General features: G+C 56.4%; 21 protein-coding genes (1 of these 21 cut by a window edge). 10 read left to right on the top strand and 11 right to left on the bottom strand.

Annotated elements, in window-relative coordinates:
- Nucleotides 1–356, bottom strand: the 5' portion of a protein-coding gene (locus HEQ18_RS08150) for a PaaI family thioesterase (protein ID WP_432814315.1). It extends 67 nt beyond the left edge of the window; 356 of the gene's 423 nt are visible here — the first part of the coding sequence; the start codon lies at nucleotides 354–356; its stop codon lies off the left edge, out of view.
- A gap of 74 nt (nucleotides 357–430) precedes the next feature.
- Here HEQ18_RS08150 and HEQ18_RS08155 point away from each other — a divergent pair, with 74 nt between their 5' ends.
- Both HEQ18_RS08155 and HEQ18_RS08160 read left to right on the top strand, forming a co-directional pair.
- Nucleotides 431–1,123, top strand: coding sequence for a helix-turn-helix transcriptional regulator (locus tag HEQ18_RS08155; RefSeq protein WP_432814316.1), 693 nt, complete (start codon nucleotides 431–433; stop codon nucleotides 1,121–1,123).
- Between the two features lie 156 nt (nucleotides 1,124–1,279).
- Nucleotides 1,280–1,777: a hypothetical protein gene (locus HEQ18_RS08160; RefSeq protein WP_432814317.1), complete on the top strand. Its 498-nt coding sequence runs from the start codon at nucleotides 1,280–1,282 to the stop codon at nucleotides 1,775–1,777.
- Nucleotides 1,778–2,229: 452 nt separating this feature from the next.
- Here HEQ18_RS08160 and HEQ18_RS08165 read toward each other — a convergent pair whose 3' ends face one another.
- Nucleotides 2,230–3,165 carry an isopenicillin N synthase family dioxygenase gene (locus tag HEQ18_RS08165; protein WP_432815975.1) on the bottom strand — a complete coding sequence of 312 codons (936 nt, stop codon included), beginning with the start codon at nucleotides 3,163–3,165 and terminating at the stop codon, nucleotides 2,230–2,232.
- Nucleotides 3,166–3,212: 47 nt separating this feature from the next.
- Between HEQ18_RS08165 and HEQ18_RS08170 the strand changes: the two genes are divergently transcribed.
- From HEQ18_RS08170 to HEQ18_RS08180, 3 genes are all read left to right on the top strand, one after another.
- Nucleotides 3,213–3,626, top strand: coding sequence for an EVE domain-containing protein (locus tag HEQ18_RS08170; protein ID WP_432814318.1), 414 nt, complete (start codon nucleotides 3,213–3,215; stop codon nucleotides 3,624–3,626).
- Nucleotides 3,623–4,483 (top strand): ATP-grasp domain-containing protein, encoded by an 861-nt coding sequence (locus tag HEQ18_RS08175; RefSeq protein ID WP_432814319.1) that lies wholly within the window; start codon nucleotides 3,623–3,625, stop codon nucleotides 4,481–4,483. Before HEQ18_RS08170 ends, HEQ18_RS08175 begins: the two co-directional genes overlap by 4 nt.
- A gap of 99 nt (nucleotides 4,484–4,582) precedes the next feature.
- The gene (locus HEQ18_RS08180; RefSeq protein WP_432814320.1) at nucleotides 4,583–4,765 is read left to right on the top strand and encodes a CsbD family protein; all 183 of its coding nucleotides are present in this window, start codon (nucleotides 4,583–4,585) and stop codon (nucleotides 4,763–4,765) included.
- A gap of 66 nt (nucleotides 4,766–4,831) precedes the next feature.
- On the opposite strand, the gene HEQ18_RS08185 is transcribed toward HEQ18_RS08180, so the two are convergent.
- Genes HEQ18_RS08185 through HEQ18_RS08225 form a run of 9 tightly spaced genes read right to left on the bottom strand, consistent with a single transcriptional unit; the run spans nucleotide 4,832 to nucleotide 11,423 of the window.
- Nucleotides 4,832–5,518: a glutathione S-transferase family protein gene (locus tag HEQ18_RS08185; protein WP_432814321.1), complete on the bottom strand. Its 687-nt coding sequence runs from the start codon at nucleotides 5,516–5,518 to the stop codon at nucleotides 4,832–4,834.
- A gap of 39 nt (nucleotides 5,519–5,557) precedes the next feature.
- Nucleotides 5,558–6,790, bottom strand: coding sequence for a serine hydrolase domain-containing protein (locus HEQ18_RS08190; RefSeq protein ID WP_432814322.1), 1,233 nt, complete (start codon nucleotides 6,788–6,790; stop codon nucleotides 5,558–5,560).
- 8 nt (nucleotides 6,791–6,798) lie between these two features.
- Nucleotides 6,799–7,440, bottom strand: a complete 642-nt coding sequence (locus tag HEQ18_RS08195; protein WP_397605977.1) for a CoA transferase subunit B — start codon at nucleotides 7,438–7,440, stop codon at nucleotides 6,799–6,801.
- On the bottom strand, nucleotides 7,437–7,763 hold the full coding sequence (locus HEQ18_RS08200) for a DUF5076 domain-containing protein (protein WP_432814323.1): 327 nt from the start codon (nucleotides 7,761–7,763) through the stop codon (nucleotides 7,437–7,439). Before HEQ18_RS08200 ends, HEQ18_RS08195 begins: the two co-directional genes overlap by 4 nt.
- Nucleotides 7,763–8,473, bottom strand: coding sequence for a CoA transferase subunit A (locus HEQ18_RS08205; RefSeq protein WP_397605974.1), 711 nt, complete (start codon nucleotides 8,471–8,473; stop codon nucleotides 7,763–7,765). The genes HEQ18_RS08200 and HEQ18_RS08205 overlap by 1 nt, the downstream gene beginning before the upstream one ends.
- A 41-nt stretch (nucleotides 8,474–8,514) precedes the next feature.
- The gene (locus HEQ18_RS08210; RefSeq protein ID WP_432814324.1) at nucleotides 8,515–9,174 is read right to left on the bottom strand and encodes an HAD-IA family hydrolase; all 660 of its coding nucleotides are present in this window, start codon (nucleotides 9,172–9,174) and stop codon (nucleotides 8,515–8,517) included.
- A gap of 8 nt (nucleotides 9,175–9,182) precedes the next feature.
- Nucleotides 9,183–9,878 carry a VIT1/CCC1 transporter family protein gene (locus HEQ18_RS08215; RefSeq protein ID WP_432814325.1) on the bottom strand — a complete coding sequence of 232 codons (696 nt, stop codon included), beginning with the start codon at nucleotides 9,876–9,878 and terminating at the stop codon, nucleotides 9,183–9,185.
- A 16-nt stretch (nucleotides 9,879–9,894) separates the two neighbouring features.
- Nucleotides 9,895–10,815, bottom strand: a complete 921-nt coding sequence (locus HEQ18_RS08220; protein ID WP_432814326.1) for an SMP-30/gluconolactonase/LRE family protein — start codon at nucleotides 10,813–10,815, stop codon at nucleotides 9,895–9,897.
- A 50-nt stretch (nucleotides 10,816–10,865) separates the two neighbouring features.
- Nucleotides 10,866–11,423, bottom strand: a complete 558-nt coding sequence (locus HEQ18_RS08225; protein ID WP_432814327.1) for an N-acetyltransferase family protein — start codon at nucleotides 11,421–11,423, stop codon at nucleotides 10,866–10,868.
- A gap of 142 nt (nucleotides 11,424–11,565) precedes the next feature.
- On the opposite strand from HEQ18_RS08225, the gene HEQ18_RS08230 reads away from it, so the two are divergent.
- The 5 genes from HEQ18_RS08230 (at nucleotide 11,566) to HEQ18_RS08250 (ending at nucleotide 13,987) form a co-directional block, all read left to right on the top strand.
- Nucleotides 11,566–11,835, top strand: a complete 270-nt coding sequence (locus HEQ18_RS08230; protein WP_432814328.1) for a hypothetical protein — start codon at nucleotides 11,566–11,568, stop codon at nucleotides 11,833–11,835.
- Nucleotides 11,828–12,370 (top strand): universal stress protein, encoded by a 543-nt coding sequence (locus HEQ18_RS08235; protein WP_432814329.1) that lies wholly within the window; start codon nucleotides 11,828–11,830, stop codon nucleotides 12,368–12,370. The genes HEQ18_RS08230 and HEQ18_RS08235 overlap by 8 nt, the downstream gene beginning before the upstream one ends.
- A 290-nt stretch (nucleotides 12,371–12,660) precedes the next feature.
- A complete protein-coding gene (locus HEQ18_RS08240) occupies nucleotides 12,661–13,293 on the top strand; it encodes an amino acid permease (RefSeq protein ID WP_432814330.1) in 633 nt (210 codons plus the stop codon).
- On the top strand, nucleotides 13,265–13,675 hold the full coding sequence (locus HEQ18_RS08245) for an amino acid permease (protein WP_432814331.1): 411 nt from the start codon (nucleotides 13,265–13,267) through the stop codon (nucleotides 13,673–13,675). Before HEQ18_RS08240 ends, HEQ18_RS08245 begins: the two co-directional genes overlap by 29 nt.
- Nucleotides 13,676–13,717: 42 nt before the next feature.
- Nucleotides 13,718–13,987 (top strand): hypothetical protein, encoded by a 270-nt coding sequence (locus tag HEQ18_RS08250; protein ID WP_432814332.1) that lies wholly within the window; start codon nucleotides 13,718–13,720, stop codon nucleotides 13,985–13,987.
- Nucleotides 13,988–14,016 lie beyond the last annotated feature (29 nt).

Below are 14,016 nucleotides of genomic sequence, written 5' to 3' on the forward strand. Positions count from 1 at the left end.
TTCGCATCTTCCAATTCCGCTTCAACAAAGCCGATGGTTTTGCCGATCTTCACAACCCGTCCTTTCCCGATGATCTGCCCGGGCTTGGCCGGGGTGAGAAACTGCGCATTGAGGTTTATGGTCGATGGAAAGGACTGTGCATTGGTCGCAACCAAAATTGCAGGCCCCATGCAATCATCGAGCATCGCTGTCAGAAAGCCGCCCTGTACATTGCCAAGAGCGTTACAGAATTCAGGCTTGGCCGTGAAAGCGATTTTGACACGACCATTTTCATGGTCGGCTTCCAATATGTCGAGGTTTAATAAAGTCGCGCATGGCGGCGTGGGAAAGCGGTCGAGCACGGTTGGAATAGACATTAAATTCTCCTGTCTAGGTTATCGGCCTTATTATGGAATGGCGCTCCTGACAGCGTTGTGTCAGTAGTGCGACAATGCGCCGCGCCGAACGCCTGTTCCGATTGGTCAATGAGCTTCGCTCGCGTGGTGTCTGCCGCGCTGAAGACCTTGCAACATATTTCGAGATCAGCGTGCGAACGGTCTATCGGGACACCGCACATTTACAGGGATCAGGATTACCGATCGAGGGCGAGGCGGGTGTCGGCTATTTGCTGAGACCGGGGTTTGACCTTCCAGCGATGACCTTCACATTCGAACAGCTTGATGCGCTGGCGCTCGGATTGTCTTTTGTTGAAGCAGCAGGAGACACTTCGCTTGCTGACGCAGCCGTCGAGGTTCGAGCGAAGATCCAGGCAGCGCTGCCCGAGCCAGACAAGCGTAATCTCGAAAATGCCCCATTGTTTGCAAGCAGACGTGATGGTTCAGCAGCGCCATCAGCGAAAATGATCCGCCGTGCTATCCGCAATCGTAACGTTCTGCGGCTGGTTTACGAAGACGCCGCCGGACGCCCTACCGACCGTCGGGTTTGGCCGCTTGCCATTTGGGCGTTCACGGATGGTTGGCTATTTGTTGGCTGGTGCGAAATGCGCAAAGGGTTCCGAGCGTTTCGTCTTGATCGCATAACTTCAATTGAAGAAACGGCTGGCCAATTCCCGGATGACCCAAGCCGAAATTTGCAGGCTTACCTCAAAACCAAGATGTTTACGGTTGAAACCCGCAATCAGTGAGCGTGATGTGGATTCCCGACCTTGCGGAATGGCTGCTTTCTCCTTCAGCCAACAAATATCCGACATTCCGCTCCCACAACAAAGCTACCGTTCGGCAATAGCACCGACATCATCACCCCCCTTTCCTACATGTTCTATTTATGTTCCAATACATAAATGACCGACTCATCCTCCCCAACTCCGCCCGCCCTGCTCCTCGCTGACGAGGGCCTGCTCGCCTTCACCCCTGTTCCGCTTGACCGGCGGCGTGCCAATGGCTGGACGGCGGCGCAGCAGGAACGGTTCATTCTCGCGCTGCATGTCATGGGCTCTGTGGGGCAGGCGGCGAAGGCGGTGGGGATGAGTCGGCAGTCCGCCTATAATTTACGCGAGCGCGCGGGCGCGGAGAGCTTTGCCAAAAGCTGGGACGCGGCAATCGACATGGGGCGGGCGCGGCAGTTCGACCTTGCAATGGAGCGCGCGATCCACGGCGTCACCACCGTCCGCGTGCTGCGCGGTGGGTCGGTGACGGTGAATGGCGGGCCGGATATGCGGATATTGCGCAGTGCGCTGCGGAGCGAGGATGAACGCTGGTCCCGTGATGCGCGTGAATCCTCCCCATCGACTTGCGATGGGGAGGTGGCGGGCGTTGCGTCTAGGGTCAGGACCACTTAAATCCACCTTCGCGGCGTCAAAATGGCAAAGATATCGAAGGAAAATGGCCGCCGCAGGCAATCATTCTGCCTGCAAGGGCATTTTGCTTTGAGATCGAAGCCATTTTGGCGTCCTTCGGATTTGACCCATACTGTCCATTGCTACGTTGGCAAAGCTAGACTTAGAACCACTAAGCCTGCGCTTTGCCGCCTTGCACTGAACAGTATGGCCTCAAACCGCGAAGGTGGATTTAAGTGGTCCTGACCCTAGCAACGACTGACGGAGGGGCATGAAACGTTGATGGCCCCTCCGTCTCGCCCGTGCTATCGCCCGGCCGATCCACCTCCCCATCGCAAGTCGATGGGGAGGATTGATGCGGGACTGCTAAATTGACAAACTGGACAGATACACCCCTGCTTTTGCGTCAATCTTGTCAATGTAACGCAGGGCGGTGGCAAGCTTCGGCACCGCCCTTATGCCTTCAGCAAACCAATCTCTATCAACCGCTCACGCAGATAGTCATCGGCCAGAATCGGCTCGGGGTAAAGATTGGGGTTTTGCGCGCTCACACATTGCGGCAGTGTCGCAATTGGAAAGTCCGACCGCAAATGTAAGAAGAAGGGCATGGAGTAGCGACTAAACCGCGACCGCGTTCCCGTCGGGTTCACCACACGATGCGTGGTCGATGGCAGCCTATGGTTGGTCAACCGCTGCAACATATCGCCGACATTGACCGCCAAGCCCCCCGGCGGCGGAGAGACGTCCATCCAGCTACCATCGGGGCGCAAAATCTGCAGACCCGCCTCCTCTGCCCCCAGCAGCAGCGTGATGAGGTTGATGTCCTCATGCGCGCCTGCCCGGATGCAGCCTTCGGCATCGCCAGCTATGGGGGGATAATGCAAAAGGCGTAGAATCGAGTTCCCGTCCGCAATCGCCGGATCAAACCAGTTCGCGGGCAGATCAAGATAGCGGGCGATCGAGGACAATATCCGTGCGCCGACCTTATCCATCTCTGCAAAGAGCAGTTGAAACGTCTCCTTAAACTCAGGAACGTCCGGCCAGATGTTGGGCAGCATGGATCCTGCAAGTGGGCTGTCCGGTGCGACGTCGCGACCGACATGCCAGAATTCCTTCAGGTCATGAAAGTCCGCGCCCTTGGCAATTTCGGTTTTAAACGGCGTGTACCCACGCTGACCAGCAATGGCGGCGTCAAAACCCGCCCGCTTTTGCGATTCAGCTTGTTCGAACAGCTCCTTGGTCAGCGCCCATGCCTTCGCAACCAAAGCGGGATCAAGGCCATGATCCACAACAGTTGCGAAACCATAAGTTTGGAACGAGCTACCAAGCTGTTGTCCAAGGGCATCGGCATCGCCGATGAGTGAAATTACGGGCATAACTGTCATAGACAGGGCATTACTGCCTGCCTTAAAGGCTTGCCAGCGAAAAGGAGTGACAGGTGGCAAAACAATTTTGGCTGATGAAGTCGGAACCGGACGTTTACAGCTATGACGATCTGGTGGCGGAGGGCGAAGGCACATGGGACGGCGTGCGCAATTACAGCGCCGCGAATAACTTACGTGCGATGAAGATCGGCGATGAAGCCTTTTTCTACCACAGCAATATCGGGCTTGAGATTGTTGCCATCATCACGATCAGCCAAGAGCATTTCATTGACCCCAGCGATGAAAAGGCACGCTTTGTTGCGGTGAAGGTCAAACCATCGCGCAAATTGAAGCAGCCCGTGACGTTGAAAGCGATTAAAGCGAACCCCAGCCTAGCCGAGATGGAAATGCTGCGGCAGTCACGGCTATCGGTTGCGCCGGTTCGTGCGACCGAGTGGAAAGAAATATTGCAGATGGCCGGCGAATGAGCGGTCTTCGAATCGCAATATTAAGCCCAACGCCAGAATATGAAGAAGATTGGTCGCATATACAGGCGGACTATACCCGGCTGCTCGGCGACAGTGCGACATTCATCGATTGGACCAAGGCGCACGACTTGAGCGCGTTTGACCTCGTCACGCCCTTGCTCGCCTGGGGCTATCCGCGCGACTGCCCGCGTTGGTTTGCTTTGCTGGACCGGTTGGAAACGGAAAAGATCCGGGTAAGCAATCCGGTCAGCATATTGAGATGGAACAGCGACAAGGCCTATCTGGCCGAATTGGACGCGGCTGGTATTGCTTCTGTCCCCACTATATTAAGTCCCCTACTCGACAGGGTCGCACTTGAAGACGCCCGGAAAACCTTCAATGTCGAAACGCTAGTCGTCAAGCCACCGATATCGGGCGGAGCAGACGGAACTTTCCGATTGGAACGCGACGATATTGTGCCTGCGTCGGTTGCTGGCCAGCGGATGATGATCCAACCTTATCTTTCCAATATTGCCGAAGAGGGCGAATATTCGCTCTTCTATTTCGCAGGGGTCTTCAGCCATTCCATCCTCAAGCGTCCCGCCAAAGGCGACTTTCGCGTTCAGGAACAATATGGCGGTCAGGAAGAGGCCGTCACTGCGCCTGAAGACGCGCTGACACTTGCCCAGCGCGCACTTACGGCCACGTCCGAGATTACCAAGACCAGAACGCTGGCTTATGCGCGTGTCGATATATTGCGCGATGGGGACGGGGTTTTCCGTCTGATGGAACTGGAACTTATAGAGCCGTCTTTGTTCCTGCGCTTTGCGCCCGATGCGGGCACGGCCTTTGCCAAAGCGTTAGCTACAGGCGTTTAACCGCTGCATCAGCCGGAACCAACGGCCACCCGCGTGGTTCACTTGTCGTACCAGCCCGCAGTTCACGCGAGGCCGGATGACACAGAAAGGACGTGCTATATGGGCGAACTAAATGACAAGGCAAAAGGCCTGGGCAACGAAATCGTAGGAAACATCAAGCAAGCTGCGGGCAAGGTATCGGGCAATGAACGTCTGCAAGCTGAAGGCATTGTGCAAGAACGCAAAGGCGAGGGTCAGAATCTTAAAGGCAAAATGAAGGGCATGATCGGCGACAAGGTCTAGGTCAGAACCTGTTCATTCCCAAGAAAAGGCCGCCCATGAGGCGGCCTTTTTCATGTCTGGCCTGCTTCAGACCTGGCGATAATCGGCGGTTATCAGGCCACAGTGGAGCAGCTCGGCCTCATGGCCGACTTCACGCCAGCTTTCCGTCAAGGCGTCTTTTTCCCACGCCAGCATCGGTGCAAGCCCAAGCATGTGGTGTACCCATTCTTTGCCCGCATGCCCCACATCCAATCCATATGTGCGCACCCGAAACGCCACAGGAGCGAAAAAGGCATCCACCGCGGTAAAGTGAGGCCCGGCTAGAAATGGTCCGCCGAAACTGTCGAGCCCTTGCGCCCATAATTCGGTCAGACGCGCCACGTCGCGCTTCAGCGCAGCAGACATGGGCTTGGGCTGAACACGAACCCCGACATTCATCGTGCAGTCGTTTCGCAAGGCGGAAAAACTGCCATGCATTTCCGTAACTGCGCATTGCGCCCACGCCCGTGCAGCCGGATCCGACGGCCAGACACCTTCGTGCCGGTCGGCCAGATATAATGTGATGCCAAGCGAATCCCACACCGTCCATGCGTCGTCCAGAAGCACGGGCACTTGGCCAGTCGGTGAAAATGCCCGGAATGCATCATAATTGCTTGCCGCAGCAAAGGGCTCCAAGCGGTCCTCAAACGGGATGCCAAGCATTGTCATCAGCACCCAAGGCCGCAAGCTCCAGCTCGAATAATTGCGATTCGCGGTAATCAGCGTGTAGCCCATGACAGTCTTCCTTTCGGATTCCGAATTAAAACCAAACGCTTACCGGTTTTGTGAGTCCATTTCCAACCAGCGCGAGTCTGTCCGTTGATGGTAACTGTCAAACACGGCAAATGGAATGCGAAAGGGCGTACCCCAGTTGCTGTTCCACATGGCGACAACACCAACATGCGTGGCTGGATCAAAAATCATGGTTGCACGATAGCCGTCAACCGCGCCGGAGTGCCCCAATAATAAATGGCCGTCATATTTGAAGCTGCGCCAGCCAAGGCCATAACGCGCCTCCGAATTCGCCTGCCGCAATGCGCCGCCATAAATCGGCGCTGTATTCACGCGCGGCGATTGCGCAATCCGCAGCGTCGATTCGGGCAGCACATCGGGGCGATCGCCCATTGTCGCCTGCATCCAACGGGCAAAATCGACGATATTACTTTCCACACCCGCAGCCGCCGGGACTCGCCAATAGGTTTCTTTCACGGTACGGACCATGCGGCCATTATGTGGGCGCGCCCAATCTTTCGCTTTGGTGAGGCCAGCCATGCCGAAATTGGCGCTGTTCATGCCCAAGGGCAGAAAGAAGCGCTCGCTCACCGCAGCGGGGTAAGATCGCTTAGCTGCCTGCTCCAATATCTCGGTCACAGCGTCAAAGGCAACATTCTGATAGGTGTGACACGAACCCGGCTGACACTGCAACGGCGCGCTGGCCAGACTGGCACGCAGCGCGCGCGGATCCTGCCCATCCTCCAACCGTTCGTCATAGGCGTTTTTGGTGAGGCCGGTTTGCTGGGCAAGCAATTGTTCGACGCTCAAACGCGATTCGGCACCATCGGGTAAGCGCAACGTCGTATGATAACGCGATACTGGCCGCTCTAAGTCAAGGAGCCCTTCGTTCGAAAGCGTCGCGGCCATGGTACCCGCGACGGTCTTGGACACCGAAGCCCATCGGAAAACCGTTCCCAGCGTCACCGGCACGTTCGTATCCCGGTCAATCACGCCATATGTGCGGACAAAACGCAGTTCGCCATCTTCGACAATAGCAATGGCAAGCCCCGCCATTTCCGATCTTTGCGCCATGGCCGCAAATTGTTGATCCAGTTGGGCATAATGGATTCGTCCGCGCCATTCGCCCGGCTGGTCCGGCAAATTCGTCCGGGGTTTGATAAATTTACGCAATACGGCCGCGACCTGATTATCATCAGGTGCGGATCGCATGGCGAATAAGCCAGCCAGTCCCAACACTAAAACCGCAATCAAGGCTGCTAAAGTCCGCCGCATGTTACTGGTCAGATCGCAACCTCAAAATACGCCGTTGTCTTTGCCCGCACATCGTCAACGCTGACGCCGGGCGCGACCTCAATCAGCTTGAACGCCGATGCTTTGTCCGCCCGCTGAAACACGGCAAGGTCGGTTATGATCATGTCGACGACGTTTTTGCCCGTTAGCGGTAACGTGCAAGCCGGAATGAATTTTGGCGATCCGTCCTTGGCGTTATGCTCCATCACCACGATGATCTTCTTGACGCCAGCAACTAGGTCCATCGCCCCGCCCATGCCCTTGATCATCTTGCCAGGGATCATCCAATTGGCGATGTCACCATTTTCCGCCACTTCCATCGCGCCCAAGACGGTCAGATCAATATGCCCGCCACGGATCATGGCAAAGCTGGCCGCGCTGTCGAAATAAGCGGTCTGCGGAAGCTCGCTAATCGTCTGCTTACCCGCGTTGATTAGGTCGGCGTCTTCTTCGCCAGCAAAAGGAAACGGCCCGATACCCAACATGCCATTTTCCGATTGTAGCGTCACTTCGACCCCCGGAGGGATATGGTTGGCGACCAAAGTCGGAATGCCGATGCCAAGGTTCACATAATATCCGTCGCGCAGTTCCTGTGCCGCGCGGGCGGCCATATCATCACGGGTCCAGCTCAATGTATCAATCCATCTTCATCGGTGGTTGGGTGCTCGGTTGGCAAATCGGTCGGGTTGGCACGCTCGGCATCCACCCCTTCCCAAATGCGCGATAGGGCCTCGGCCTCGGATATACCCGTCGCACGCGCCCATGTTTTTGCGCCGTGGCGAATGCAGTCGACAAGGGCAATGCCAAACCCCATGGGGTCGCCGCCCACGGGCACAGGATTGATAAAGCAAGTTACAGGCCCGCCCTCCTTTGCCCAGACGCGCAGAAATTCCCGGCTGTCGCCGAGCATTTCGGAATAAGGCACAAGGTCGATAGGAACGGGTTTGTTAGCCATCACGCATCCTCCCTTTCGCGTACGGTGCGGAACTCAATCTTTTTGTCATAAGGCGCGCCGATAATCATGCGCTGCACATAGACGCCGGGCAAATGGATGCAGTCGGGGTCGAGGCTGCCGACTGGCACCAATTCTTCGACCTCAACCACACAAATCTTGCCGCACGTCGCGGCAGGCAGGTTAAAATTGCGGGCCGTCTTGCGGAAAACCAGGTTGCCGCTTTCATCGGCCTTCCACGCTTTGATAATCGAAAGGTCGGCGAATATCCCATGTTCAAGGATATATTCCGCACCACCAAACTCCTTCACTTCCTTCCCCTCGGCAACCAAAGTGCCAACGCCGGTTTTGGTGTAAAAGCCGGGAATGCCCGCACCGCCAGCGCGCATGCGTTCGGCCAAAGTGCCTTGAGGGCAGAATTCGACCTCAAGCTCTCCGGCAAGATATTGGCGTTCGAATTCCTTGTTTTCGCCGACATAGGACGAGATCATTTTTTTGACTTGCTTCGTCCGCAGCAACTTGCCGATGCCTTCATTATCAATGCCGGCATTGTTCGACACGAAGGTCAAGCCAGTGACCCCGCTGTCGCGCACAGCATCCAACAAGCGTTCGGGAAGCCCGCAAAGGCCAAAGCCGCCGCTTGCAATTAACATGTCGTTTTTCAATACGCCTTGAAGCGCCGATTTTGCGTCGGGGAAAAGTTTTTTCGCCATGAAATGCTCCAAATAATGGGAGAGACGGAACAGACCTTTGCCTAGACCCCAAGTGGCGTAAAGGTCAACGCCAATAGCGCGCCTAAATCCTGCAAAGCTTGATCACCGGTTGTGACTTTAATTGCCGCCATCCCCATTTCGGCAGCCGGTTTGCAGTTGATGCCAAGGTCATCCAGATAGATGCATTGCGATGGCTGGGCCGCAAGGGCCGCACACATCATCGCATAAATGCGCGGGTCTGGTTTACGCACCCCTGCTTTGCTCGATTCAATGATATGGTCGAACCGTTCCATGACCGCACAGATCGCCGCGGCTTTCTCATCACTCCCGGCCTTGCCAGCGCCTTTGCCAGACGGCACATTGTTGGTGATGCACCCAAGCGCAAAGCCCTTGGACTTTAACACATCCAGCGCGGCCACCATATCGGGGCGGATGTCACCGGATAGGCAGGCAATCACCGACGCGCCATCAAGCTTTTGCCCCAATGCTAACGCTTCGGCGGCGAATAACACGTCAAACTCCGCTGCATTGCACTCTGCCCGTTCAAACTTCGCCCATGCATTATCATTGGGGTTGCGCGCATTCACGCTGCGGACGAAATCCTTAGGCAGACCGCGCTTTGCCTCCATGCGGTTGAATGCCTCAAATGGCGATGTCGTAATGACGCCGCCAAAATCGAAAAGAACAGTATTGAACGTCATGTTTTTCCTTAGGCGACCGTGGTGCCGAACAACGCGCCAATAGCAGCGGTAGCCGCCATCGCAATCGCACCCCAGAAGGTAACGCGCATCACAGCCCTGCCAATGGCTGCTCCCCCCGCCTTTGCGCCGACGGCGCCAAGGACAGCCAGGAACAACAAGGCGGCAATGGACACAGTCCACGTGAGATACGGCGCTGGAGACAGCGGAACCATCGCCAAGGGCAAGGATGCGCCGATGGCAAAGGCCGCAGCCGACGCCAAAGCCGCCTGCACTGGTCGTGCGGCGGTGTGTGCGGCCATACCCAATTCGTCGCGCAAATGCGTCGTCAGCGCATCGTGCGCCGTGAGCTTGTCCGCCACCTGCTCTGCGAGCGCGCGATCAAGACCCCGCGCTTCATAAATGCCCACTAGCTCCTCGCGTTCCTTTTCAGGAATCGTCGCCAGCTCATTCTCCTCCCGCACTCGGTCCGCACTTTCGGTATCCGCTTGCGAGCTGACCGACACATATTCGCCGGCCGCCATCGACATTGCACCGGCAACCAGTCCCGCAATCCCCGTCAGCAATATTGTTGCTGGCGTCGCTTGCGCGGCGGCCACGCCGACAATCAGGCTTGCCGTCGACACAATGCCGTCATTCGCCCCAAGGACCGATGCCCGCAACCAGCCGATGCGGTCAATGAGGTGCGCTTCCTTGTGTCGTGGCATATACCGGTTCCCAGTTCTAATATTGAAGCTTCAGTCCAGGCCGCGCCCATCGTGTTTTCACGAGGCGTCCGCTGCCCGACAGACAGATGTAGGCGTCCATCATATCATCGCCGCCAAAGGCAATGTTGGTTGTAAAAATATCATCGGTGCCTACAAATTCGACCAGATCGCCTGTCGGTGAAATGACGCTGATCCCGCATTCGCCAATGGTCGCGACGCAGATATTGCCATTGGCCTCCATGCCAAGGCTGTCAAAGAATTTATATCCCGCAGGGCGGTAAACCGGAATGCCTGGGCCACCGGGGCCGGCGTCGCCAGCGACCTTACCGGGCGCGGTGATGTTGAACTTCATCAATCGGCAGGTGTAGGTTTCGGCGGCGTAGAGCGTGCCGCCATCAGGGGACAAGCCAACGCCATTGGGGTTGTTTGACGGGAAGATGACTTCTTCCAAATGGCTGCCATCGGCCTTGGCATAGAAAATGCCGACGACATCATGACTGCGTTTTGCATAATCAATCTTGCCATGATCGGTGAACCAGAACCCGCCATGTGCGTCGAACACGATGTCGTTCGGCCCACGCAGGCTGCATCCGAAGTCGCCCGATTTATACAATATTTCGACCTTGCCGGTTTCGATATCGATGCGTTCAATCCGGCCTCCTGAATAATCCTTCGCGATGCCGTGCGGCGCAAGAAAGCCATTGGCTTCGATATATTCGAACCCACCATTGTTGCAGCAATAGAGCTTACCATCCGGCCCCATCGCCAGGCCATTTGGTCCACCGCCGGGCTTGGCGATGACGGATTTGCTGCCATCGGGGCGCACGCGCGTGATTTGTCCTTGCGCGATCTCCACCAATATGACGCTGCCGTCGGGCATGACCACGGGTCCTTCGGGGAAACGAAGCCCATCGGCGACCAATGCAAACTCAGCCATATTTTCTCTCTCCTTTAGGCACGACACGCGCGCACACATCGTTTAATCGATTAGGCAGGCTCTCGCGCTGGCGCTGATCGGTCTCCCTCACCCAATTCCGCTTGCATGTAGACTGTGTCAAGCCAGCGACCGAATTTGCGCCCCACGTTACGCATACGTCCGGCATCGGTGAACCCCATCTTACGGTGCAAAGCAACCGAGGCGGGTTCGCCGCCGCCAATGACAGCGATCATCTGCCGAAAGCCGCAATCGCTTGCTCGCGCCATTAAAGCGCGCATCAATTGTACGCCCACGCCCTGCCCCACACAATCAGGATCGACATAGATCGAATCTTCGCAGGTGTAGCCATACGCCGGCCGGTCCCGAAACGCGGTCACATAGGCATAGCCCATGATCGTTTGAGCACGCTCCGCCACGATGAACGGCCATCGCTTGGACAATATGTCGCGGATCTTCTCTTCGGTTTGCAATGGTGTGCGCGCAATAGCATCAAAGCTGGCGGTGCCATGCTGCACATGATGCGCATAGATGCGGGCAATAGCTTCTGCATCCGCAGCGCGCGCAGACCGCACCGCCAAATTCGTTAAAGCCGGTCTTCCATCATTCATAGTTCATGGCTGACATAATATCCCATGCTTTGAAAGTTTTTTGCTATATTTGATGTCCATCAATTACTTTTCAGCGTTTAGGTTCAGAATAACTCCTGTGAGACCGGCGCAGCAATACCGGCCGTGAGATAAGGAAATGACGATGAAATCTATCATGGTACATGCAGGTGGGGACGACGCCTTTGAAAGCAGATTACAGGCGGGACTTGACCTTGCACGGCGTTCCCATGGGCATATGTCGCTCATATTGCCGCGGCCGACGCAGGATTATGTCGCGTTCGACATGTTCGGCGGCGCGCATTTCGTCGCCGAGGCCTTTGAAGCAGCAGAAAACGAACGCGAAAAGTTGTGCACGCGGATCGAATGCGCGGTTGAAGGCAGAGGATGTGCCTTGGGACTGGCAAATGTTTGATGGCACGACGTCAGACGCGCTAATCAACGCTGGGCGATTGGCGGATGTCTTGGTCATGTCGCTGGATGCGGCTGGCGCGGCAAGCGCTACCCGCGCTTTGATTAGCGATGTGGTGACGGCATCGCGCACCCCGGTTCTGGCAATCCCTACAAAAGCCGCGCCTCTTTCCTTCGACCGTGTTATGGTCGCCTATGATGGCGGTTTTGAAGCCGCCAACGCATTGCGTGCAGCATTGCCATTGCTGCAAGCTGCATCGGTTGTCCGCATATCGGAGATCGAAATGGTGCCGGAGCAATTCCCAGTCACCGACGCGGCGACATATTTGTCGCGCCACGGCATCAATGCCGAAATCGCAGTTGCCGCAAAAGGCGATAAGAGCGTCGAGGAAAGGCTTTTGGCAGAGACGAAGGCATGGGCACCCGACCTCCTCGTCATGGGCGCTTATGGACATGGACGGTGGCGTGAGACCTTGTTTGGCGGCGTGACGCGGTTCATGCTTGGCGAGCTTGGCATCCCGGTACTGCTCGCCCATTAGGTCGCGGCCAAGGGTCCTGACCTAGGGTCAGGACCACTTAAATCCACCTTCGCGGCGTCAAAATGGCAAAGATATCGAAGCCATTTTGACGTCCTTCGGATTTGACCCATACTGTCCATTGCTGCGTTGGCAAAGCTTGACTTAGAACCACTAAGCCTGCGCTTTGCCGCCTGGCACTGAACAGTATGGCCTCAAACCGCGAAGGTGGATTTAAGTGGTCCTGACCCTAAAACAAAGCGTGGCTTTTGCCCCCGTTCCATGCCAGCGTGCATGAAACAAGGGGGACTTAAGTGACGCAAGACACAGCCGCAACGACACGACCCATGGGGTTCTGGATGGCGCTCGCTTTGGTCATGGGCAGCATGATCGGGTCGGGCGTATTCCTGCTTCCGACAAGCCTTGCACCCTTGGGGTGGAATTCCGTTATTGGTTGGACGATTACCGTTTCGGGCGCATTATGCGTCGCATCGGTCTTTGGCGCGCTGAGCAAGGCATTGCCCAAGGCTGGCGGGCCTTATGTTTATACAAAGGCCGCTTTCGGTGATGGGGCGGGCTTTGCGATTGCATGGGCCTATTGGATTTCGATGTGGGTCGGCAATGCCGCCATAGCCACAGCGGCGGTCAGCTATCTTGGCCAGTTGTTCCCCGTCGTCGGCACCCACGGCGTGTCCGCCGCCGTTACCATAGCCATCGTATGGGCTTTCACGCTGATCAACATTCGCGGCACCAAATTGGCAGGACAAGTTCAGGTCGTCTGGACGATTGCGAAGCTGCTCCCGCTCATCGCGGTTATTGGCCTTGCGGCTTACATATTGACGATTCAGGGCACCGGCCGTTGTCCGCAGCTTCGAAGTGGCAGACATTTCGACGGCAAGCATTTCGTCGGCCACCATTTTGACCCTATGGGCAATGCTTGGCCTTGAACTGGCCACGGTACCCGCAGACAAGGTGCAAGACCCTGAACGCACCATCAACCGTGCCACTTTATTCGGAACCGCTGGTGCCGGTGGCATTTACATATTGGTCTGCTCAGCCGTCGTCCTGATGTTGCCTGTGGCGATCACCAGCGCCTCTGCTGCGCCATTTGCCGATTTTGTGAGCGTCTATGCGGGTACCAACGCTGGCACCGCTATCGCTGCCATTGGCGCAATCAGCGCGCTTGGCGCATTGAACGGATGGATCATGTGTCAAGGCAGAATTACCCGCCGCTTTAGCGCGCGATGGCTTGTTTCCAGCAGTTCATGGGCAAGGCGACCGCCAATGGCACGCCGCGCAACGCGCATCTGTTCTCCACCAGCCTGTTGACGCTCGTCATCCTGATGAACAGCAGCCGGACGATGGCATCCGATGTTTGAATTTCTCATATTGCTGACCACGGCCATTGTGCTGGTCATGTATTTCGGTTGTGCAGCGGCTGCGGTCCGACTCATCCAGACGGGTGTGTTGAAGGTTAGCGCCGCATTTAAGCTTATCCTCGCACTTGCCGCTATATATTCCTGCTGGACGATATATGGCGCAGGCTCCGAAGCATTGCTCTGGGGCATTGCCTTATTGCTCGCAGGTTTTCCGGTTTTCTGGCTATTGCGGCTTGCAAGGGGTTCCAAAGCCGTCACCTGACGCCTACAAGCAAAGCAGAATAAATTTGC

It is taken from the genome of Sphingorhabdus sp. (assembly GCF_050921905.1).
GTDB lineage: Bacteria > Pseudomonadota > Alphaproteobacteria > Sphingomonadales > Sphingomonadaceae > Sphingorhabdus_B.

Bases quoted from the DNA above. Each gene is read 5' to 3' on its own strand.
- HEQ18_RS08155 (WP_432814316.1), top strand. From the start codon at position 431: ATGCGCCGCGCCGAACGCCTGTTCCGATTGGTCAATGAGCTTCGCTCG.
- HEQ18_RS08160 (WP_432814317.1), top strand. From the start codon at position 1,280: ATGACCGACTCATCCTCCCCAACTCCGCCCGCCCTGCTCCTCGCTGAC.
- HEQ18_RS08175 (WP_432814319.1), top strand. From the start codon at position 3,623: ATGAGCGGTCTTCGAATCGCAATATTAAGCCCAACGCCAGAATATGAA.
- HEQ18_RS08180 (WP_432814320.1), top strand. From the start codon at position 4,583: ATGGGCGAACTAAATGACAAGGCAAAAGGCCTGGGCAACGAAATCGTA.
- HEQ18_RS08185 (WP_432814321.1), bottom strand. From the start codon at position 5,518: ATGGGCTACACGCTGATTACCGCGAATCGCAATTATTCGAGCTGGAGC.
- HEQ18_RS08190 (WP_432814322.1), bottom strand. From the start codon at position 6,790: ATGCGGCGGACTTTAGCAGCCTTGATTGCGGTTTTAGTGTTGGGACTG.
- HEQ18_RS08200 (WP_432814323.1), bottom strand. From the start codon at position 7,763: ATGGCTAACAAACCCGTTCCTATCGACCTTGTGCCTTATTCCGAAATG.
- HEQ18_RS08205 (WP_397605974.1), bottom strand. From the start codon at position 8,473: ATGGCGAAAAAACTTTTCCCCGACGCAAAATCGGCGCTTCAAGGCGTA.
- HEQ18_RS08210 (WP_432814324.1), bottom strand. From the start codon at position 9,174: ATGACGTTCAATACTGTTCTTTTCGATTTTGGCGGCGTCATTACGACA.
- HEQ18_RS08215 (WP_432814325.1), bottom strand. From the start codon at position 9,878: ATGCCACGACACAAGGAAGCGCACCTCATTGACCGCATCGGCTGGTTG.
- HEQ18_RS08220 (WP_432814326.1), bottom strand. From the start codon at position 10,815: ATGGCTGAGTTTGCATTGGTCGCCGATGGGCTTCGTTTCCCCGAAGGA.
- HEQ18_RS08225 (WP_432814327.1), bottom strand. From the start codon at position 11,423: ATGAATGATGGAAGACCGGCTTTAACGAATTTGGCGGTGCGGTCTGCG.
- HEQ18_RS08230 (WP_432814328.1), top strand. From the start codon at position 11,566: ATGAAATCTATCATGGTACATGCAGGTGGGGACGACGCCTTTGAAAGC.
- HEQ18_RS08235 (WP_432814329.1), top strand. From the start codon at position 11,828: ATGTTTGATGGCACGACGTCAGACGCGCTAATCAACGCTGGGCGATTG.
- HEQ18_RS08250 (WP_432814332.1), top strand. From the start codon at position 13,718: ATGTTTGAATTTCTCATATTGCTGACCACGGCCATTGTGCTGGTCATG.